This window comes from Granulicella rosea (assembly GCF_900188085.1).
In the GTDB taxonomy this organism is placed as follows: Bacteria; Acidobacteriota; Terriglobia; order Terriglobales; family Acidobacteriaceae; genus Edaphobacter; species Edaphobacter rosea.
Window position 1 is genome coordinate 12776 of the sequence record NZ_FZOU01000009.1, and the last position, 20000, is coordinate 32775.

At 63.7% G+C, this 20000-nt stretch carries 13 protein-coding genes; 6 read left to right on the top strand and 7 right to left on the bottom strand.

The window, feature by feature from the left end; all coding sequences use genetic code 11:
• Positions 1-25 precede the first annotated feature (25 nt).
• The 3 genes from CHB87_RS18830 to CHB87_RS18840 all read left to right on the top strand — a co-directional run bounded on the left by CHB87_RS18830 (position 26) and on the right by CHB87_RS18840 (position 4388).
• Positions 26-562, top strand: coding sequence for a GbsR/MarR family transcriptional regulator (locus CHB87_RS18830; protein WP_089410000.1), 537 nt, complete (start codon positions 26-28; stop codon positions 560-562).
• Positions 559-1482, top strand: coding sequence for an SAM-dependent methyltransferase (locus CHB87_RS18835; RefSeq protein ID WP_089410001.1), 924 nt, complete (start codon positions 559-561; stop codon positions 1480-1482). Before CHB87_RS18830 ends, CHB87_RS18835 begins: the two co-directional genes overlap by 4 nt.
• A 116-nt stretch (positions 1483-1598) precedes the next feature.
• Positions 1599-4388: a M14 family metallopeptidase gene (locus tag CHB87_RS18840; RefSeq protein WP_245818089.1), complete on the top strand. Its 2790-nt coding sequence runs from the start codon at positions 1599-1601 to the stop codon at positions 4386-4388.
• 388 nt (positions 4389-4776) lie between these two features.
• On the opposite strand, the gene CHB87_RS18845 is transcribed toward CHB87_RS18840, so the two are convergent.
• The 4 genes from CHB87_RS18845 to CHB87_RS22780 form a co-directional block, all read right to left on the bottom strand.
• Positions 4777-5715 (bottom strand): UDP-glucuronic acid decarboxylase family protein, encoded by a 939-nt coding sequence (locus CHB87_RS18845; RefSeq protein ID WP_089410003.1) that lies wholly within the window; start codon positions 5713-5715, stop codon positions 4777-4779.
• Positions 5716-5992: 277 nt separating this feature from the next.
• Positions 5993-6544 carry a D-glycero-alpha-D-manno-heptose-1,7-bisphosphate 7-phosphatase gene (locus tag CHB87_RS18850; RefSeq protein WP_089410004.1) on the bottom strand — a complete coding sequence of 184 codons (552 nt, stop codon included), beginning with the start codon at positions 6542-6544 and terminating at the stop codon, positions 5993-5995.
• 93 nt (positions 6545-6637) lie between these two features.
• Complete coding sequence (locus tag CHB87_RS18855; protein ID WP_089410005.1) at positions 6638-7219, bottom strand: D-sedoheptulose-7-phosphate isomerase; 582 nt, start codon at positions 7217-7219, stop codon at positions 6638-6640.
• Positions 7216-7902, bottom strand: coding sequence for a TetR/AcrR family transcriptional regulator (locus CHB87_RS22780; RefSeq protein WP_089410006.1), 687 nt, complete (start codon positions 7900-7902; stop codon positions 7216-7218). The genes CHB87_RS18855 and CHB87_RS22780 overlap by 4 nt, the downstream gene beginning before the upstream one ends.
• A 136-nt stretch (positions 7903-8038) precedes the next feature.
• On the opposite strand from CHB87_RS22780, the gene CHB87_RS18865 reads away from it, so the two are divergent.
• From CHB87_RS18865 to CHB87_RS18875, 3 genes are read left to right on the top strand one after another with little or no spacing between them, the layout of a single operon-like run.
• Positions 8039-9235, top strand: a complete 1197-nt coding sequence (locus tag CHB87_RS18865) for an efflux RND transporter periplasmic adaptor subunit (protein ID WP_245818090.1) — start codon at positions 8039-8041, stop codon at positions 9233-9235.
• A 3-nt stretch (positions 9236-9238) separates the two neighbouring features.
• Entirely contained in the window at positions 9239-12463 is a 3225-nt protein-coding gene (locus CHB87_RS18870; protein ID WP_089410008.1) for an efflux RND transporter permease subunit, read from the top strand.
• Positions 12460-13926 carry an efflux transporter outer membrane subunit gene (locus CHB87_RS18875; RefSeq protein ID WP_089410009.1) on the top strand — a complete coding sequence of 489 codons (1467 nt, stop codon included), beginning with the start codon at positions 12460-12462 and terminating at the stop codon, positions 13924-13926. Before CHB87_RS18870 ends, CHB87_RS18875 begins: the two co-directional genes overlap by 4 nt.
• A 122-nt stretch (positions 13927-14048) precedes the next feature.
• Here CHB87_RS18875 and CHB87_RS18880 read toward each other — a convergent pair whose 3' ends face one another.
• The 3 genes from CHB87_RS18880 to CHB87_RS18890 are packed head-to-tail and all read right to left on the bottom strand — an operon-like array spanning position 14049 to position 19978.
• Positions 14049-15506 (bottom strand): efflux transporter outer membrane subunit, encoded by a 1458-nt coding sequence (locus CHB87_RS18880; protein ID WP_089410010.1) that lies wholly within the window; start codon positions 15504-15506, stop codon positions 14049-14051.
• A complete protein-coding gene (locus CHB87_RS18885; RefSeq protein WP_245818091.1) occupies positions 15503-16753 on the bottom strand; it encodes an efflux RND transporter periplasmic adaptor subunit in 1251 nt (416 codons plus the stop codon). Before CHB87_RS18885 ends, CHB87_RS18880 begins: the two co-directional genes overlap by 4 nt.
• A gap of 45 nt (positions 16754-16798) precedes the next feature.
• The gene (locus CHB87_RS18890; RefSeq protein WP_089410012.1) at positions 16799-19978 is read right to left on the bottom strand and encodes an efflux RND transporter permease subunit; all 3180 of its coding nucleotides are present in this window, start codon (positions 19976-19978) and stop codon (positions 16799-16801) included.
• Positions 19979-20000 lie beyond the last annotated feature (22 nt).

Here is a 20000-nt window from a genome sequence, read left to right on the forward strand (position 1 = left end):
GAAATTGAATAAATGGGGAACACGCATGGCTCTGTCGAAGGCGGCAAATGAATTCATCCTGCACTGGGGCGAGATGGGCAGCCGTTGGGGCGTCAACCGGACGGTCGCGCAGGTGCATGCGCTGCTTTATCTTTCGCCCGAACCGCTGACGGCGGAGGAGATCGGGGAGGCGCTGTCGGTTGCGCGCTCGAACGTCAGCACCAGCCTGCGCGAGCTGCAGAACTGGGAGCTGGTGCAGGCGACGCATCGCATGGGCGACCGCCGCGACTTCTTCTCGACCTCGCACGACGTCTGGCAACTGTTCCTGACCGTGCTGGAGCAGCGCGTGGAGCGGGAGATCGAGCCGACGATCGCGGCGCTGGGAAGGCTTGCGGTAGAGGCGCGCGCGGAGAATCAGCCCGAGGTGACGGCGCGCATCGCCGGCATGCATGCGTTCCTGAACGAGATGCATGGGTGGTACCGGCAGATGAGCAAGCTGCCTCCGAACACGCTGCGCAGCCTGGTGAACCTGGGGGCGGGCGTCACGAAGTGGCTGCCGGGTAAGGCGAAGGGAGAGCAATGATGGCTGCCAAGGTCAACGTCATCGCAGAGGCTGCGGCCCGGCCTGTCAGCGCCGCAGAGGCCGAGCCGAGGGTCGGGCTGGAGCAGTACTACAGCGAGGCGGGGCCGGACTATGCCGCTTGGAGCCGTGAGTTCAACATGCACTTCGGCTACTACCGCATGGGCGCGAACCCGCTTGGGCGCGAGGCGATGCTGGAGCGGATGAACGCCGAGGTGCTGGCGCGGCTGCGGGTTGAGGGTATTGGGGCGCCGAAGCTGCTCGACCTGGGCTGCGGGCTGGGCGCGACGCTGCGCAGCTTTGCGCGCCGCATGCCGCAGGCCCGGCTGCTGGGGCTGACGCGTGTGCCGTGGCAGGTGGAGCAGGCGACCGCGCTCAACCAGGCGGCAGGGTGCGGCGAGCGCGTTCGCATTATCGAAGGCGACTACGAGGATACGATTCTGCCGCGCGCCGGATACGACGGCGTCTATGCGCTGGAGAGCAGTTGTCACGCCCATGGGGCGGATAAGGCGGCGCTGCTGGCGGAGGCGCACCGGTTGCTGCGGCCCGGCGGCCGGCTGGTCGTGGCGGATGGTTTTCTCACCGGCCGCGGGTTTGTGAACGGGCTGCAGCGGCGCGTCTATCGCAAGCTGTGCGAGTGCTGGGTGATCGAAGAGCTGGCGCGGCTCGACCTCTTTACCGCGCGTCTGGAGGCGCTTGGTTTTACCGAGATCGCCGTGGAGCGTCTGCAGTTGCGGGTGGCGCCGTCGGTCCTGCACATCCCTTGGGTGACTGTGAAGTTTCTGGTAACGGACGTGCTTTTTGGCAAGGGAAAGATGACGAAGGCGCGTTGGAACAATGTGCTGGCGCCGGTGCTGCTGCCGCTGGTGGGCGCGCCGCTGGGGCCGATGGGGTATTGCATGGTGACGGCGACGAAGCGTTGAGCGGGAGACTTCCGGTCGTGCTTGTCTATGGCTGGGATAGAGTTTGAACGTGGATGGCTTCGGGTGCTGTTAGATTAGGGGGATTCACCGAACCTTTTCGCACGAGGACTCGCCCGTTGACGCTTCTGAATGCTGTTCGCCTCTCGCTTGCCTGTTGCACTCTCTCCGGCATCGTCGCCTCCGCCCAAACCCGCACGATCACGACGCCGAAGGAGTCCATCGGCTTCAACATGGGCGACGACTACATGATGGCGAACTACACGCAGGCCGAGGCCTACGTGAAGAAGCTGGCGACCGAGTCCGACCGGATGAAACTGGTCGACATGGGTCTGACGGCCGAGGGGCGGCATCAGTGGATGGCGATCATCTCTTCGCCCGAGAATCTGGCGAAGCTCGACCACTATAAGGAGATCGCGAAGAAGCTCTCGCACGCCGAGGGTCTGACCGACGCCGAGGCCCATGCGCTGGCCGAGGAGGGTCGCGCCATCGTGTGGATCGACGGCGGTCTGCATGCGTCGGAGACGGTTGGGTCGCAGCAACTGGTCGAGACGATCTACGAGCTGAACTCGCTGACCGATCCCGAGACGCTGCGCTTCCTGAAGGACGACATCGCGCTTTGCGTCTTCGCCAACCCGGACGGCATGGAGCTGGTCGCGAACTGGTACATGCGCGAACCGGATCCGAAGAAGCGCGTGATGGATGGGCCGGGACAGGGCACGCCGCGGCTGTGGCAGAAGTACGTGGGGCACGACAACAACCGCGACTTCTACATGAACAATCAGAACGAATCGATCAACATGAGCCGCGCGCTGTTTCGCGAGTACTACCCGCAGATCATGTACAACCATCACCAGACGGGGCCGGCCGGTACGGTGATCTTCATGCCGCCGTTCCGCGATCCGTTCAACTTCCACTACGACCCGCTGATTCCGCTGAAGATCGAGGCGGTGGGTACGGCGATGCACGAGCGGCTGGTCGAAGAGGGCAAACCGGGGTCGGGCATGCGGTCGACCGCGCCCTACAGCACCTGGTACAACGGCGGCCTGCGGACGGTGACCTACTTCCACAATATGACGGGCATCCTGACGGAGATCATCGGCAGCCCGACGCCTTCGCCGCTGCCGCTAATCGCCGCGCGCCAGTTGCCGACGGGCGACGAGCCGTTTCCGGTCGCGCCGCAGATGTGGCATTACAAGCAGTCGATCGACTACGAGCAGACGAACAACCGGGCGATCCTCGACTACGCCTCGCGCGAGCGGGAGCATCTGCTGTACGACACCTACCTGATGGGCAAGAACTCGATCCAGCGCGGCAGCGAGGATAGCTGGACGATTACGCCGAAGCGGATCGATGCGCTCGAAGAGGCCGCGGCCAAGGCCGCCGAGGGCAAGGAGACGCGAGGGGCGCGGGCTGCCGGGCTGCCGGCGGAGTTGTACAAGACGGTGCTGCATGATCCCGAGCATCGCGATCCGCGCGGCTACGTGCTGCCTTCGGATCAGCCTGATTTTCCGACTGCGGTGAAGTTCGTCAACGCGCTGATGAAGAGCGGCGTGACGATCGAGCGTGCGACGGCGGCGTTCGAGGCCGAGGGCAAGCACTATCCGGCGGGCTCGCTGTTCATCTCCTGCGCGCAGGCCTATCGGCCGCAGATTCTCGACATGATGGAGCCGCAGGATCATCCGAACGACTTTGCCTATCCCGGTGCGCCGCCGACCAAGCCCTACGACGCCACGGGCTGGACGCTGGCCTACCAGATGGGTGTGACCTTCGACCGCATGTATACGACGGTCAAGGGTCCGTTCGAACCGATCGCGACCGATCTGGCCGCGCCGCCTGCGGGAACGGTCTCGGGTGGAAAGAAGGTGGCGGGCTACGTCGTCAGCCACGAGTTCAACGACGCCTACACCCTGACCAACCGGCTGCTGAAGGCGAAGCTGCCGGTCTACTGGCTGAAGCAGCCGCTGAAGGTGGACGGGCAGAGCCTTGCCGCGGGCGCGCTGTGGGTGCCGTACTCGGCGACGGCGCAGGGGCTGATCGAGTCGGCGGCGAAGGAGCTGGGCGTCACCGCGCATGGCGTCGCGGCCGTGCCGGCGGGCGAGGCGCTGCTGCTGCATCCCGAGCGGATTGGCCTGTACGACCAGTACGGCGGGTCGATGCCTTCGGGCTGGACGCGCTGGCTGCTGGAGCAGTTCGAGTTTCCGTTCACGGTCGTCTATCCGCAGACGCTCGACGCGGGCGATCTCCATGTGAAGTTCGACGACCTGATCTTCGCCGATGGAACCTTCCCCAATCTCGCCGCCGATGCGCCGCGCATGGGCGCGCAGCCGAAGCCGGAGGCGATTCCGGCGGAGTTCCGTCCCTGGCTTGGCCGGATCACCGCCGAGAAGACCGTCCCGCAGATCGCGAAGTTCGTCGCCGACGGCGGCACGGTGCTGGCGATCGGCAGCTCGACGCGCATCTACAAGGCGCTGCACCTGCCGGTGCGCGACGGCCTGACCGAGGTGGTGAAGGGCAAGGAGCAGCCGGTGCCTTCGGAGAAGTTCTATATTCCGGGCTCGCTGCTGCAGGTGCAACTGGATAACACGCAGCCGGTCGCGTATGGCATGCCTTCGTCGGTGGATGTGTTCTACGACAACAGCCCGTCATTCAAGGCCTTGCCCGACGCCGCGGCGCATGGTCTGCAGACGGTGGCGTGGTATGGGCAGGGCAATCTGCTCGACAGCGGCTGGGCCTGGGGACAGGCTTATCTGAACGACACGATCGCGGTCGCGCAGGCAAACGCCGGCAAGGGCAAGGTCATGCTCTTTGGGCCGGAGATCGCCTTCCGCGGCCAGCCGCACGCTACGTTCAAGTTCCTGTTCAACGGCATCTTGTATGGGGCGGCTACGCCTGCGACTTTGCGGTAAGGGGTCTTTTCGAGAGCTTTAAGCTGGGAGCTATAAGCTTAAAGCTCCGGAGTCTATTTTGTGGAGGTAGGAGGTGCGGTTCATGGAATGCGCGACGAGCATAGCCTTGTCGGATCGAAGGAAGGCCTGGCTGGACTACCTTGTCTCCGGACCGGTAGCGTCGGCTGAGTTCATGGAAAGGCTCGATGAGCTGACGCTTCAGGAGCGAGAACAGAAGGCATACCCCAGGGGCTAAAGCCCCGCTTACCTGCTGACCGGGAGAGCCAAGGCTGAAGCCTTGGCCTACCTGAAGGCAAGAGCAACGGCAAAAGAAGAAGCAGATCCTCTACGAGGATGACAAGCAAGAAAAGCAAGAACAAAGCCCCGGGTTACCCGGGGCTTTGCTTGCTTACTTTACGAAGGATTTGAAGTAGTCGAGCGAGAGGCCGAGGCCTTCCTTGAGGAACACCTTTGGCTCCCAGCCGAGCAGATTCCTGGCCTTGGTGATGTCGGGGCGGCGGCGCGTGGGGTCGTCCTGCGGGAGCGGGTGGAAGACGATCTTCGACTGCGAGCCGGTGACGGCGAGGATCTCCTGGGCACACTCGAGCATGGTCCACTCGACCGGGTTGCCGATGTTGACCGGCGTGTGCTCGTGGGTCTTCGAGAGCAGGACGATGCCCGCGACGAGGTCCGACACGTAGCAGAAGCTGCGAGTCTGCATGCCGTCGCCGTAGATGGTGAGCGGCTCGCCGCGCAGGGCCTGCATCATGAAGTTCGAGATGACGCGGCCGTCGTTGGCCTGCAGGCGCGGGCCGTAGGTGTTGAAGATACGCACCAGGTGGGTGTCGACGCCGTAGTAGCGGTGATAGGCCGTGACGGCGGCCTCGGAGAACCGCTTGGCTTCGTCGTAGACCGAGCGCGGACCGACCGGGTTGACGTTGCCCCAGTAGGTCTCGACCTGCGGATGGACCTCGGGATCGCCGTAGCACTCCGACGTCGAGGCGTGCAGGTAGCCGGCGTCGTACTTCTTCGCGATCTCGAGCGTGTTGATGGTGCCGGCGGAGCCGACGAGCAGGGTCTCGACGCCGAGGCGATGGTAGTCGACCGGGCTGGCGGGCGAGGCGAAGTTGAAGACGTAGTCCACCTTGCCGAAGTCGAAGGGTCTGGTGATGTCGGCCTCTTCGAAGGCGAAGCGCGGCTCGTTCGCCAGGTGCGCCAGGTTGACGGGGTTGCCGGTACACAGGTTGTCGACGCCCAGGACGGAGACGCCCTCGGAGAGCAGCTTGTCGCAGAGATGCGAGCCGAGGAAGCCTGCGGCGCCGGTGACGAGAATTCTTTTTTCGGACATGCTGGAAGACCTTCCTGAAGTGCAGATCCTCGGCGGCTGCGGGAAACCTTCGAGGATGACAAGAGAAGCAACTTACGGTGACCCGGGTTTAGCGTGGCTGGGCTTTTACTCTCTCGATTGTAGGCGTTTCCAGCGCGCGCGGGAGATGCGCCTGGCTAGAGTGGGTTGCGTATGGGTACAGCAGGAACAAGCAACGGCAAAGGCCAAAGCAGATCCTTCGCTACGCTCAGGATGACAAGCATTCGGGGCGGGCGCCGTTTCTCCGAAGCAATCCAACCTACCCACGCGCGACCAGCCAGGCCTCGACCTCGGCGAGCGTATCCACCGCCAGGTAGTCGCCGGCACAGCTTTCTTCCGTGCCCTTGAGCAGGAATGCCTGGGCCAGGCCGGCGGCGTTCGCGGCGGCGATGTCGGTCGCGCGGTCGCCGATCAGGACGGACTCAGCCAGCGAGAGGCCGAACTCGCGCGCGCCGCGCAGGAGCATGCCGGGGCTGGGCTTGCGGTCTTCGTGCTCGCGCTTGTACTCGCCCAGGCCGTGCTCGGGGTGGAAGGGGCAGTGGTAGACGGCATCGAACTCCACGCCTTCGCGGCGGAACTCGGAGCGCATCCAGGCCATCAGCTCCTCATACTGGATCGCGGTGTAGAGACCGCGGCCGATGCCGGCCTGGTTGGTGACGACGATCAGTCGGTAACCCAGTCGCTGCGCCGTGCGGCAGAGGGAGAAGATGCCGTCGACGAAACGAACCTTTTCGCTCTGGTGGATGTATCCGGTCTCCACGTTGATGACGCCGTCGCGGTCGAGGTAGAGGGCTCTGGATTCGGGGTGCATGGGGTCTCTTTCGGGGATTGTGGCGGGAGACGCAGGTCCTTCGCTTCGCTCAGGATGACAGGCTTTGTGGTTGTCGGCTACGGTTCGCCGAAACTACAATTCGCCGAAGAGGATGCGCTCGACCAGGAGGCAGAGAGTGTGCTCGAGCGAGAGATGCGCCTCCTGGATGTTCATCGTGACGTTGGAGGGGACGGCGATGAGGCAGTCGCAGAGCGCGGCCATCCGCCCGCCGCCCTGTCCGGTGAAGCCGACGGTGAACATGCCCTGCTCGCGCGCCCTGGCGAGTGCGCGCAGGATGTTCGGCGAGCTGCCGGAGGTGGAGATGGCGAGGAAGACGTCGCCGGGCTGGCCGAGGGCTTCGACCTGCCGCTCGAAGAGGGCGTCCGCGCCGAAGTCGTTGCCGATGGCGGTGAGGATGGAGGTGTCGGTGGTGAGCGCGACGGCGCGCAGGGCGGCGCGGTTGGCCTTCAGGCGCACGACGAACTCGGCGACCAGGTGCTGGGCGTCGGCCGCGGAGCCGCCGTTGCCGGCGACGAGCAGCTTGTGGCCGGTCTGCATGGCCTCGGCGGTCTGGCGCGCGATCTCGACCAGCGTGCGGTGAATGGCGGGGTCGGCCTGTACGGCCTGCATAGTGGCGATGGTCGCCTGAAGCTGGGTGTAGACCAGGTCAGTCACTGCTTGGACTCCGTTTCCTTGTGCATCATACCGGTTCGCCCCGGCTCGCGGCGAAGCGCCTCCGCGAGGCAGAGCTCCAGGTAGCGCGCCTGCTCCACGCTGCCCATATGGTCCGGGTCGAAGAGGTAGTTCAGGCTGAGGCCGTCCATGATGGCGCAGATGGCGAGAAAGTCGGGCAGCTCCGGCACGGCGTGCGCGGCGTCGAGCTGCGGCAGCAGGGGGATCAGCTCAGGAATCGAGCTGCGCAGGCGCATCATGCCGTAAAGGTCGGCCAGCCGGCGGAGATCCTGCGGATGGCGGATGGCGTAGAGCTTGAATTCGAGGTTAAGCAGCGTCCGCTCGCGGTCCTCGCTTAGTTGGCTCAGATATTTGGCGAGGGCGGCGACACGCTGTTCGGTCGTCGGCAGGTCGAGCAGCAGCGGGGTCAGGATGGCCGAGTCGTGGTCGATGTTTTCCTCGAAGATGGCGAAAAAGACGTCTTCCTTATCCTTGAAGTGGTCGTAGAAGGCTCCGCGCGTCTTGCCGGCGCGGAGCGCGATCTCTTCGATCCGGGCGACCTCGAAGCCGTCACGTGCAAAGATAAACCGTGCGGAATGAAGCAGTTCCTTGCGAGTTGCGAGACCTCGCTTCTGCCTGTGAAATCTTCCCGCGCCGTCCTGGTCTATATTTTTTGCATCAACCATAGGTTGCCCTGCGTCACATCTTAGAACACAAAACATACGCCTGTGTATGTTTTCGAATATCACAGTGGAGATCGTCCAAATGAGCCAGCGGCCCAGACTTGCGCCAACAACGACCGTATTCAACCGTACCCGATGGATGCCCGCCGCCGGTGCGCTGGTTCTCGGAACTACATTTTTTATCGGCTGCGAGAAGAAGCCCGCGCCCGCCGGCCCGCCTCAGGCGATGCCGGTCTCGGTCGTGGACATCGAGCCGCAGGACGTGGCGATCGCGAACGAGTGGGTCGGCACGCTCGACGGCTTTGTGAACGCGCAGATTCAGCCGCAGGCCAGCGGCTACCTCATCAAGCAGGACTACAAAGAAGGCACGCAGGTGACGAAGGGACAGGTGCTCTTCGAGATCGATCCCCGTCCCTTCCAGGCGGCGCTCGACCAGGCCAACGGCCAACTGGAGCAGGCCAAGGGCCAGGTGCTTCAGGCGCAGGCGCAGCTTGGACTCGCCGAGATCAACGTGAAGCGCGATACGCCGCTGGCCGAGGCTCGCGCGATCGCACAGAGCACGCTCGACAACGACACGCAGCAGAAGGCGCAGGTAGAGGCGACGGTAAAGTCCGCGCAGGCTTCGGTGAGCGCGGCGCAGGCGGCCGTGAACAACGCCAAGCTGAACCTCGGCTTTACCTATGTCCGGTCGCTCATCACGGGTATCGCCGGTCAGGCGACGACGCAGGTTGGCAACCTGGTCAATCAGCAGTCGGTGCTGACCTCGGTCTCGCAGGTGAACCCGATCAAGGCGTACTTCTCGATCTCGGACAGCGAGTACATGGCGCTGACCGCGCGCGCCACGCATGGCAGCGGCGACCTGTTGAAGAACGCCGCGGCCGTGCCGTTGACGCTGACGCTGGCGAACGGCCAGGAGTATCCGGAGAAGGGCAAGATCGCCTTCGTCGACCGCCAGATGAACGCGCAGACCGGCGCCATCCGCATCGCGGCCTCGTTTCCGAATCCCGGCAACGTGCTGCGTCCGGGCCAGTTCGGCCGGGTGAAGGCGGACACCGAGGTCAAGCATGGAGCGTTGCTGGTTCCCGCCGTCGCGGTCTCCGAGCTGCAGGGCATGCAGCAGGTCTTCGTCGCCGGGCCGGACGGCAAGGCGCACAGCACGACGGTGGTGCTCGGCCAGCAGATCGGCACGAACTGGGTGGTGGAGTCGGGCCTCTCGGCCGGTCAGCAGGTCATTGTGGACAATCTTTTGAAGCTGCGCGAAGGCGCGCCGGTTGCGCCGCATGCGGCCGCGCCGACGGCCACCGCAGCCCCAGCCAGCCCTTCGGCCGGGAGGTAATCGATGTCGAAGTTTTTCATTCGCAGACCCATCGTCGCTATCGTCATCGCCATCCTGACCGTGATCATCGGTACGGTGTCGATGTTCACGCTTGCCACCGCGCAGTTCCCGGACATCGTGCCGACTGAGATTCTCGTGACGGCGACCTACCCCGGCGCCGATGCGAAGACGCTCAGCCAGGCTGTCGCCACGCCGATCGAGCAGCAGATGAACGGCGTCGACAACATGCTGTACATGGATTCGGTCAGCGCCAATAACGGCGTCGTGCAGCTCTTCGTCGACTTCGACGTGAAGACCAGCCCGGACATCGACCAGGTGCTCTCGCAGCTTCGCGTCGACCAGGCGCAGTCGCAGCTTCCGGCGCAGGTGACCACGGCCGGACTTACGGTGCAGAAGGCGCTGACCTCGCCGCTGATGCTGGTCGCGATCAACTCGCCGGGCAACAAGCTGAGCCAGGACTTCCTGACCAACTACGCGATCATCAACCTGCAGGACCAGATCACGCGCGTCAAGGGAGTATCCCGCGTGCAGATCTTCGGCGGCCAGTATGCGCTGCGCATCTGGGTCGACCCGGCCAAGCTGGCGAAGCTGGGCGTGACCGCGCCTGAGGTCATCCAGGCCATCCAGACGCAGAACAACGTGAACCCCGCCGGACAGATCGGCGCGGAGCCGATTCCCAAGGGCCAGCAGTTCACCTATACCGTCCGCACGCAGGGCCGTCTGGTGAAGCCGGAGGAGTTCGGCGCGATCATCCTGCGGGCTAACCCCGATGGATCGATCCTGCACCTGTCGGATGTGGCGCGCGTCGAGCTGGGCGATCAGGCGTATGCGATCTCCGGCCGCTACAACCAGAACCCCTCGGGTGTCATGGCGGTCTATCAGTTGCCGGGTTCGAATGCCGTGCAGACGGCCGCCGCGGTCAACGCACGCATGCAGGAGCTCTCGAAGACCTTCCCGGCCGGCATCGCCTATGACGTTCCGCTCGATACGACGAAGGCGGTCAGCTCGGGTATTCACGAGATCGTGCTGACGCTCGTCGAAGCGCTGGGCCTGGTCGTGGTCGTCGTGTTCATCTTCCTGCAGGGCTGGCGCGCGACGCTGATCCCGCTGCTGGCGGTGCCGGTTTCGCTTATCGGAACCTTCATCATCTTCCCGGCGCTGGGCTTCTCGATCAACACGCTGTCGCTGTTCGGTCTTGTGCTGGCGATCGGTCTGGTCGTCGACGACGCCATCATCGTGGTGGAGGCGGTCGAGCACCATATCGAAGAGGGGATGGACCCCGAATCGGCGACCATCAAAGCCATGGAGGAGGTGGGCGGACCGGTTGTCGCCATCGCGCTCATCCTGGCGGCGGTGTTCATTCCGACCGCGTTCATCCCCGGCATCACGGGCCGTCTGTATCAGCAGTTCGCGGTGACGATCGCCATCTCGGTGCTCATCTCGGCGTTCAACGCGCTGACGCTTTCGCCCGCGCTGGCCTCGCTGCTGCTGAAGCCGAAGAACAAGGAACAGAGGCCGGGCCTGCTGGGCAAGGGCTTCGGTCTGTTCAACAAGTTCTTCGGCCGCACGACGGACAGCTTCGTTCACACGTCCGACGTGCTGATTCACAAGTCGTACTTCGCCATGATCGGCATCGTGCTGATGGGCATCCTGGCGGTCTTCCTGGGCGGCAGTCTGCCGGGCGGCTTCATCCCGACGGAGGATCAGGGCTACATGTTCCTGGCGCTGCAGCTTCCGGATGGCGCCTCGGCGCAGCGTACCGATGCGGCGCAGCAGAAGATCACCGCCGCGTTGTTGAAGACGCCGGGCGTGCAGGGCGTCATCGCGGTCACCAACTTCTCGCTGCTCACGCAGGTGCAGAGCACCAACCAGGGCTTCTTCTTCGTCGCGCTGAAGCCGTGGGAGGAGCGCAAGAGCAAGGAAGAGCAGCTCGAATACATCACGGGTGAACTCGGCAAGCAGCTTGCGGGCAACCCCGACGGCATCGCCTTCGCCTTCCCGCCGCCGTCGATTCCGGGTATCGGAACCTCGGGCGGTGTGACGATGGTGATCGAAGATCGCTCCGGTCAGGACGATCCCGAGACGTTGTCGAAGAACCTGATGACGTTCCTTGGCGCGGTCAGCCAGCGGCCGGAGATCGCTGTGGCGATCCCGTCCTACTCGCCCGCCGTGCCGCAGCTCTTCGTCGACGTGGACAAGGAGAAGGTGCTGCAGCAGCAGGTGCAACTGACCGACGTCTACACCACGATGTCGACCTTCATGGGCGGCTACCTGGTCAACTACTTCAACCGGTTCGGCCGTCAGTGGCAGACCTATGTGGAAGCCGAAGGCACGTCGCGCGTGGACATCAACAACATCAACCAGTTCTATGTCCGCAGCGCGAACGGAAGTCAGGTGCCGATGTCCTCGCTGGTGAAGGTGAAGAAGATTACAGGACCGGAGTACATCTTCCGCTTCAACGAGTTCAACGCGGCGCAGGTGAACATCACCGGCAAGCCGGGTTACAGCTCGGGACAGGTGCGCGCGGCGCTCGAAGATGTCTTCGCAAAGACCATGCCTCCGGGCGCGGGCTTCGACTACTCCGGCATGTCGTACCAGGAGGAGCAGGCGCAGAAGGGCGTGCCGACGTGGGCCGTCTTCGCGTTGTCGCTGCTCTTCGTCTTCCTCATCCTGGCGGCCTTGTACGAGAGCTGGACGCTGCCGTTCAGCGTGCTGCTGAGCACGCCGGTCGCCATCCTGGGCGGATACATCGCGCTGCATGCCCGCCTGCTCGAGAACGACATCTTCGCGACCATCGGCATGGTCATGCTGATCGGTCTATCGGCGAAGAACGCCATCCTCATCGTCGAGTTCGCGAAATCGAACTATGAGAGCGGGCAAAGCATCTCCGAGGCCGCGCTGCACGCCGCACGGCTGCGCTTCCGGCCGATCGTGATGACCGCGCTCGCCTTCATCTTCGGCTGTCTGCCGCTGTGGACGGCGACCGGTGCGGGCGCTGCTTCGCGGCGCATTCTGGGTACGGTAGTGGTCGGCGGCATGTTGCTTTCGACCGCGATCGGACTCATCTTCATCCCCGTCACCTTCTCGGTGGTCGAGTATCTCTCGCACCGCTTCAGCAAGGGCGGAAAGGGAACGACGATGGATTCAAAGTCCGACTTCGACCCGGTCGAAGCGGGCCGCAAGGCCGGCATCCACAACCAGCCGCCGACGCAAGGAGGTCACGCATGAAGCACACTCTGGTTTGGCTCAAATCGGTGCGCAACGCCGCAACCGGAGGCCTGCTGCTGGCGGCCATCGCCGGCTGCAATGTAGGGCCGAAGTACACGCGTCCCGTGGTTCCGGCGCCGCCGGCCTTCCGCGGCGCGGACGATGCCGCGGTCGCGAGCGATGCAGCGAACTCGCTCGGCGATCAGCAGTGGTCGCAGGTCTTCAGAGAGCCTGAGCTGCAGGCGCTGATTGCCACCGCGTTGAAGAACAACTTCGATGTGCGCATCGCGGCGCAGCACATCCTGGAGCAGCAGGCGCAGGTGCAGATCACGCGCTCGCAGCAGTTCCCGACGCTGAGTGTCGGCGGCACGGGCATCGGCGCGGATATCCCCGCGTTGAACTCGGGCAGTTCGTCGAGTTCCAGCTCATCCAACTCTTCCTCTTCGAGCGCGCTCAGCAGCCCGCTGGTCGAGGGCGCGTTCACGCTTTCGGCCTCGTGGACGCCGGACTTTTGGGGTCTTTACCGCAAGCAGACCGAGGCCGCGCGCGATCAGTTGCTCGCGCAGACCTGGGCGCAGCGCGCGGTGCGTATGAGTCTCATCCAACAGGTGGTCACGGCGTATGTGCAGTTGCGTGCGCTTGACCGTCAACTCGAGATCACGAAGCAGACGCTGAAGGTGCGACAGGACTCGGTCGATCTGACCACGAAGCTCGCGAATGGCGGCTCCGTACCGCTCTCCGATCTGCGCCAGGCGGAGCAGCTCCTCTATACGGCGAGTTCGCAGCTACCGCAGATCGAGCAGCAGATTCAGCAGCAGGAGAACTCGCTGAGCGTGCTGCTGGGCGCCAACCCCGGGCCCATCGCGCACACCAGTCCCACCGCGCTTACGCCGCCGCCCGAGAACCTGCCCACGGGCATCCCATCGCAGCTACTCGAACGCCGGCCCGACATCCAGCAGGCGGAGGCCACGCTGAAGCAGGCCAACGCCAACATCGGCGTCGCACGCGCGCAATTCTTCCCGCAGCTCTCGATTAGCGGGTCGGCCGGCATCGGCGGCAACAGCTTCCCGAACATCTTCAGCAGCAACTCGCGCACGATCTACGGGCTGGGTTCGCTGGCGCAGCCGATCTTCGCGGGCGGCAAGCTGACCGGGCAGTTGAACCTGTCGAAGGCGACCAAGGAGGAGATGGTGATTACGTATCAGAAGACGATCGCCGGCGCCTTCCGCGACGTCTCGAACGCGCTGGTCGCGGTGAACAAGCAGCATGCGTATCGCGAGCAGCAGGAGAAGCTGGTCGCGGCGGCGCAGGACTCCACGCGTCTCGCACGGCTGCGGTATGAGGGTGGCGCAACCTCTTACCTTGAGGTGCTGACGACCGATTCGAGCCTGTTCTCGGCGCAGCTCAACCTGGTGAGCGCGCAGCAGGGCGAGGCGCTTACGCTTGTGCAGCTCTACAGTGCGCTCGGCGGCGGATGGCAGTAAGGCTTATTGCCATGCTTCGTCACGGGTGATGTGCATTTTGGGTAATGGGCAGCAAAAGGAGGCGATCCACACTGAGAGTGGATCGCCTCTTGATTGAAGCAACGTAGTTCGGTGAGCGGGAGCTACAGCTTCGGCATCTGCGTCGTATCCCAGCCGCCGCCAAGCGCCTTGATGAGCATCACGCTTGCGTCGAGTTGTCGCTGCATGAGGATGAGGTCGTTGCGTTGGTTGGTCAGCGCGGCGGTCTGCCAGGTGACGACCTGCAGGTAGGTGTCGACGCCGCCTTCATACCGTGTCTGGAAGAGGTCGAGCGACTGCTCGGCGGAGTCCGTGGCCTGATGCTGAAGCTGGGCCTCGTTCGACAGCACACGCAGCGCGGCGAGGTTGTCCTCCACCTGTTGAAAGGCCGTGAGCACGGTCTGGCGATAGTCCGCGACCGTTCCGTCATACTGCGCGACGGTGGTCTCCTTCGCCGAACGTCTGCGGCCCGCGTCGAAGACGGTCTGCGATAGCTGCGGCCCGACTGCCCAGAAGCGGCTCGGCCAGCTGAGCCAGTTGACCGCCGACGTGCCCTGAAAGCCCGCGATGCCGCTGAGCGAAAGCGTGGGGTAGAACGCGGCTTGCGCGATGCCGATCTGCTCGTTCGCCGCCGCCATGCGGCGCTCTTCCGCCGCGATGTCCGGACGGCGTTCAAGCAGCACGGCCGGCACCGCGCCGGGGATGTGTGGCATCGAAGGAGCCGCGATATTCAGCGGCGTCGGCGCGATGGTCAGCTCGGCCGGCGGCTTGCCGATGAGCACGGCGATGGCATGCTCATACTGCGTGCGCTGCACCTCGAGATCGGCAAGCTGAACGCGCGCCTCGTCGAGTTGCGTGCGCGCCTGTGCTACGTCGGACTTCGGCGCGGCGCCGCCTTCGAAGCGATCCTGCGTAAGCTGCAGAGCCCGCTCGTAGGACTTGACCGTGTCGGCGAGCAGCCTGGTCTGCGCATCGTCCGAGCGCAGGCCGTAGTAGTCCATGGCAAGCTCGGCGTGCAGGCTTAGACGCGCGTTTTCAAGATCGGCATCGCTGGCCTGCGCCTGCGCACGGGCAGCGGTGACGCCACGGCGGACGCGTCCCCACAGATCGATCTCGTAGTTGAGATCGACGGGCAGGGTGAAGTTGCCCGTGCCGGCATTCGCAAGGCTGGAGTTGAAGTAAGGCTGATGCGCGGAGTCGCGCACGCCCTGCACCGACGGACCTACGCCGATGGTGGGCGCCTCGCTCGCGCGTGCAAAGCCGATCTGCGCGCGTGAGGCGCGGAAGTTGGCCTCGGCCGACTTCAACGACTGGTTGGCGGTATCGACCTGCGTCTCCAGTGCGTTCAAGCCGCCGTCGTTGAACAGCGTCCACCAGTCTCCTTTCAGCTTCTGATCGCCGGGCTTGCCTTCGGTCCAGCCATCCTCCGCTGTCAGTGTGGTTGGAGCCTCTTTGAACGTTGGCGCAAGGATGGCGGCTGGCGTCTTATAGTTTGGCCCGACCTTGCAGCCGGCGAGCGGCAACAGCGCGAGCGCGAATATGTAACCGTAATGGATCTTCATTCCCTGGCCCCGCTTTCAACACGTACGCGCTCGCCCTGCGCCAGCGAGTCCGATGGGTTCTGGATGATGAGGTCCTGCGGCGAAAGGCCGGAGACGATCTCCACCGTCGCGCCGTAGTCGTGCCCGATCTTCACCGGCACAAGCTCGACATGACCATCGCGTACGACGCCGATGCGCAGGCCTTCGCCGCGGAAGAGAACGTCGCCCGCGGGCACGGTCAACGATGAGCTGGATGGAGGAATCGGCAAGTGGATGAAGGCGTATTGTCCCGTCAGCAGCTTGTGGTCGGCGTTGTTCACGTCGACTTCAACATTCAACGTGCGGCTTGCGATGTCGATCGAATCCGATGTGCGTACGACTGTACCGGCGATCTTCAGATCGGGCGAAGCGTCCGAGGTAACCTCGATCTGCTCGCCGTTCTTGACCGACGCCGCATAGACCTCGGGCACGGGAACGAAGAGACGCAGCTTGTCGGTCGAGGCCATGTGAAACAGCTCGGACTTGGCCGTGCCGCTGTCACCGCCCTGGATCAGCGCTCCTACATCCACATTGCGCGCGGTGATCGTGCCGTCGAATGGCGCGACGATCTTTTCGAACCCCTGCATCTGCTGCAGACGCCGTACGTTGGCCTGAGCCGAAGCCACGGCCGATGTGCGCGCGGTCAGATCGCTGTTCGCCTGGTCCGACTCCTGCTTCGACACAGCGTCCTTCGCGAGCAGCTTCTTCCAGCGCTCGGCCGTGATCTCGGCGATGTGCAGGTTCGAGGTTGCGGTGGCGAGATCGGACTGCGCCTGTTGCACCTGCTGGTCGAGCTCCGGCGTCTCGATGTCGGCGAGCACCTGTCCCTGGCGAACATGAGCGCCGATGTCCGCATACCAGCGGCGTAGATAGCCGTTCGTGCGGGCGTAGATGGGTGTGTCGATGAAGGCCTGCGTGTTCGCGGGCAGCACGATCTCAAGCGCCTTCGAGCCCTGCGTCGGCTTGATGACCGAGACGTCGCGGATGGCTGCGTCGTCGGTCGTCTTGACCAGCGTCTGCTCTGCATTGGCGCGCGAGCGAATGCCGAGGAAGATGAAGATGGCGAGCACGATGAAGGCCGCGCCCAGTCCGAAGATGGGACCGCTTCCGAGCTTCCTGTCGAGGTCGAGCTGGATGGGAGGCTCGGTCTGAATCTGATGTCCAGCGGCGTCGTGGCCTGGAGGAACGCCGCCTTCGCGTGTGTCGTGCATATTCTGCTGCTGTTCCATATATGTCATCCTTTCTTGATTGTCGATGCCGATGTGTCGATAGCCTTATGCGTGCTGTGGCTGCGCTTCCAGCTCTGCCTGTTCGGCGCCCGAGCCCTTCTTGACGCCATGAAGCAGGCCGAAGACCGCGGGTACGAAGATGAGTGTGGCGACCGTCGCGCAGAGAAGACCGCCGATGACGGCGCGTCCAAGCGGAGCGTTCTGCTCGCCGCCATCGCCGAGACCAAGCGCCATGGGCACCATGCCGATGATCATCGCGATGGCCGTCATGCAGACGGGGCGGAAGCGCGTGGCGCCTGCTTCGATTGCGGCAAGGATGGCGTCGCCATGGTCCTCATATCGAATCTTCGCGAACGAGACGACGAGGATGCTGTTCGAGGTTGCGACCCCCATGCACATGATCGCTCCCATCAATGCGGGCACGCTGAGCGTCGTATGCGTGAGGAAGAGAAAGACCACGATGCCGGCAAGCGCCGCGGGCAGCGCCGTGATGATAATGAACGGATCGAGCCACGACTGGAAGTTCACCACGATGAGCATGTAGACCAGCACGATGGCGAAGACGAGGCCGCCAAGCAGCGAGACATACGAGCTGCGCATGGTCTGCACCTGTCCGCGCACCTGGATGAACATGCCGCGCGGCAGGCTCTTCTCATGCTTGTGTACGATGGCTTCGACATCCCTGGCTACCGCACCGAGGTCGCGATCCTGCACGCCGCCATAGATGTCCACGACGCGGCGAATGTTGTAGTGCGAGACGATCGCCATCTCGTGATCGCGATGGATGGAGGTGAGATCGCCCAGCACCTCGGGCGTAGCGCGGGGCGTTACAGTCGTCGAATTGATGGGGATGTTCTGTACATCCTGAATGGTGTTCATGTGATACTGCGGGGTCTGCGCGACGAGGTTGTAGTCCACGCCATTCTTATAGTTCAGAAAGAACATGGGCGTGATCTGGAAGCTGCCGCTGAGGCTGTTGAGCATGCTCTGCGAGACATCGCGCGTGGTGAAGCCGCCCTGCTGGGCCTTGGTGCGATCGATATCGACGAACAGCGTGGGGTAGTCTGTGGGTTGCTGGATGCGCAGGTCCGTGAGACCGGGAACCTTCTTCAACTCCTGTAGCATCGAGGTCGCTTCAGCGGTGCTCTGTCCGATGTCGTTGGCCTGGATCTGTATGTCGATCGGCGCGGGCAGACCGAAGTTGAGAATCTGCGTGGTGATGTCGGCGGGCAGGAAGTAGAAGAGTGAGCCGGGGAACTCGCGCGGCAGGTCTTTACGGAGCTGGCGCACATAATCCGCAGTGGGATGATGCTTCTCATCGAGCGTCACCATGATGTCGCCATCGCCTGAACCCACCATGCCGTTGGTGCTGTGCATGGTGTTCATGGGGCTATAAGGCAGGCCCAGATTGTCGAGGATGTTGTTCAGCTCCTTGCCTGGAATCTTCCTGTGTATGGATGTTTCGACTTGGTCGGCGAGACGCGCGGTCTCTTCGATGCGTGTGCCGGTACGTGCGCGAAGATGCAGGATGAAGCTGCCTGAATCGGTGTTGGGGAAGAAATCCTGACCGAGGAACCCGACCAGCAGAAAGGCGCAGCAGCAGCCCAGCAGGAAGACAGGGACGAACAGTTTGCGACGCAGTACAAGACGCGTGAGCAGCAGTTGATAGGCGGTGCGCACGCGCTCGAAGACGACCTCGAACTTCCGCTGAAAGACGACGAACGGGTTGCGCGAAGGCGCGTGGCTCTTGTGTTGCAGCAGGTACATCGCCATGGTGGGGACGAGCGTACGAGAGAGGATGTAAGAAGCGATCATGGCGAACATGACTGCCTCCGCCAGCGGTGCGAAGAGGTAGCGCGAGACGCCGGTGAGGAAGAACATCGGCAGGAAGACGATGCAGATGCAGAGCGTCGAGACGAGGGCGGGCACGGCGATCTGCGCGGCGCCGTCGAGGATGGCCTCATGCAGTTCGTAGCCGTTCTCGAGGAAGCGCTCGATGTTCTCGATGGTCACGGTGGCGTCGTCGACCAGGATGCCGACGGCAAGCGCAAGACCGCCGAGCGTCATGGTGTTGATGGTCTCGCCGATGAGGCCGAGCACGATGACAGAGGAGAGAATCGAGAGTGGAATCGACACCGCGATGATGACCGTCGAGCGCCAGCTTCCGAGGAAGAGCAGGATCATCACGCCTGTCAGGCAGGCTGCGATGACAGCCTCGCGGATGACGCCCGTAACGGCTTCACGCACGAAGATGCTCTGGTCGGCGAGTGGCGTCACCTTGAGGTTGGCCGGCAAGGTCTGTGTGACGCGCGGCAGCATCTTGCGTACGCCTTCGACGACGCTGAGCGTCGAAGCGCTGCCCGATTTGAGGATGGTGATGAGCACGCCGCGCCGGCCATCCTGACGCACGACGTTCGTCTGAAACGATGCGCCGTTGCTGACTGTCGCGACATCGCGCAGATAGATGACCGCGCCGTTGACCTGCTTGATCGGCATCATCGCGAGGTCGGCGATGGAGTGCGGCGCCGCGTTGCTGCGAATGTCGTACTCTTCGCTGCCGAGCTTCGCCGTGCCGCCGGGCATGACGACGTTCTGCGCGTTCATGGCGTTCAGGATGTCGCCCGGAGCGATGCCCTTGGACTGCATCTTCTGCTGATCCATGTTGACCGTGATCTGCGGCTGCTTACCACCGTAAGGCAGCGGAGAAACAGCGCCCGGAACGGTGACCAGCGGCGGGCGTACGAAGTTGGTGCTGAGGTCCGAAAGCTGCTGCTCATCGAGTCCGCGGCCGGAGACGCCGAGCTGCAGAATGGGCACGCTCGATGCGCTGAAGTTGATGATCTCCGGCGGCAGCGTGCCCGGCGGCAGTTGCCGCAGCAGGTACTGCGAGGCGGCGGTGATCTGCGCGTTGGCGGAGTCGAGGCTGGCGCCGGGCTGTAGGAAGACCTTCACCACGGCCACACCGTTGTAGGTGGTCGACTCCGTGTGTTCGATGTTGTCGACCAGCGTGGTCAACGACTTCTCATACGGCGTGGTGAGGCGTCCTTCCATCTCCTCCGGGTTCAGGCCGGTGTATTGCCACGCGACAGCGATCACGGGAATGTTGATATTCGGAAAGATGTCGGTGGGCGTGCGCAGGATCACCACAGGGCTCATGATGAGGATCAAGAGAGCGAGGATGATGAAGGTATAGGGCCGATTGAGTGCTAATTTGACGATCCACACGGTGCGTCGATCTCCCTCTGGC

Coding starts and splice junctions, on each gene's coding strand:
- CHB87_RS18850 (WP_089410004.1), bottom strand. CDS start 6,544: ATGCACCCCGAATCCAGAGCCCTCTACCTCGACCGCGACGGCGTCATC.
- CHB87_RS18875 (WP_089410009.1), top strand. CDS start 12,460: ATGAAGCACACTCTGGTTTGGCTCAAATCGGTGCGCAACGCCGCAACC.
- CHB87_RS18880 (WP_089410010.1), bottom strand. CDS start 15,506: ATGAAGATCCATTACGGTTACATATTCGCGCTCGCGCTGTTGCCGCTC.
- CHB87_RS18830 (WP_089410000.1), top strand. CDS start 26: ATGGCTCTGTCGAAGGCGGCAAATGAATTCATCCTGCACTGGGGCGAG.
- CHB87_RS18885 (WP_245818091.1), bottom strand. CDS start 16,753: ATGGAACAGCAGCAGAATATGCACGACACACGCGAAGGCGGCGTTCCT.
- CHB87_RS18870 (WP_089410008.1), top strand. CDS start 9,239: ATGTCGAAGTTTTTCATTCGCAGACCCATCGTCGCTATCGTCATCGCC.
- CHB87_RS18865 (WP_245818090.1), top strand. CDS start 8,039: ATGCCCGCCGCCGGTGCGCTGGTTCTCGGAACTACATTTTTTATCGGC.
- CHB87_RS18835 (WP_089410001.1), top strand. CDS start 559: ATGATGGCTGCCAAGGTCAACGTCATCGCAGAGGCTGCGGCCCGGCCT.
- CHB87_RS18845 (WP_089410003.1), bottom strand. CDS start 5,715: ATGTCCGAAAAAAGAATTCTCGTCACCGGCGCCGCAGGCTTCCTCGGC.
- CHB87_RS22780 (WP_089410006.1), bottom strand. CDS start 7,902: ATGGTTGATGCAAAAAATATAGACCAGGACGGCGCGGGAAGATTTCAC.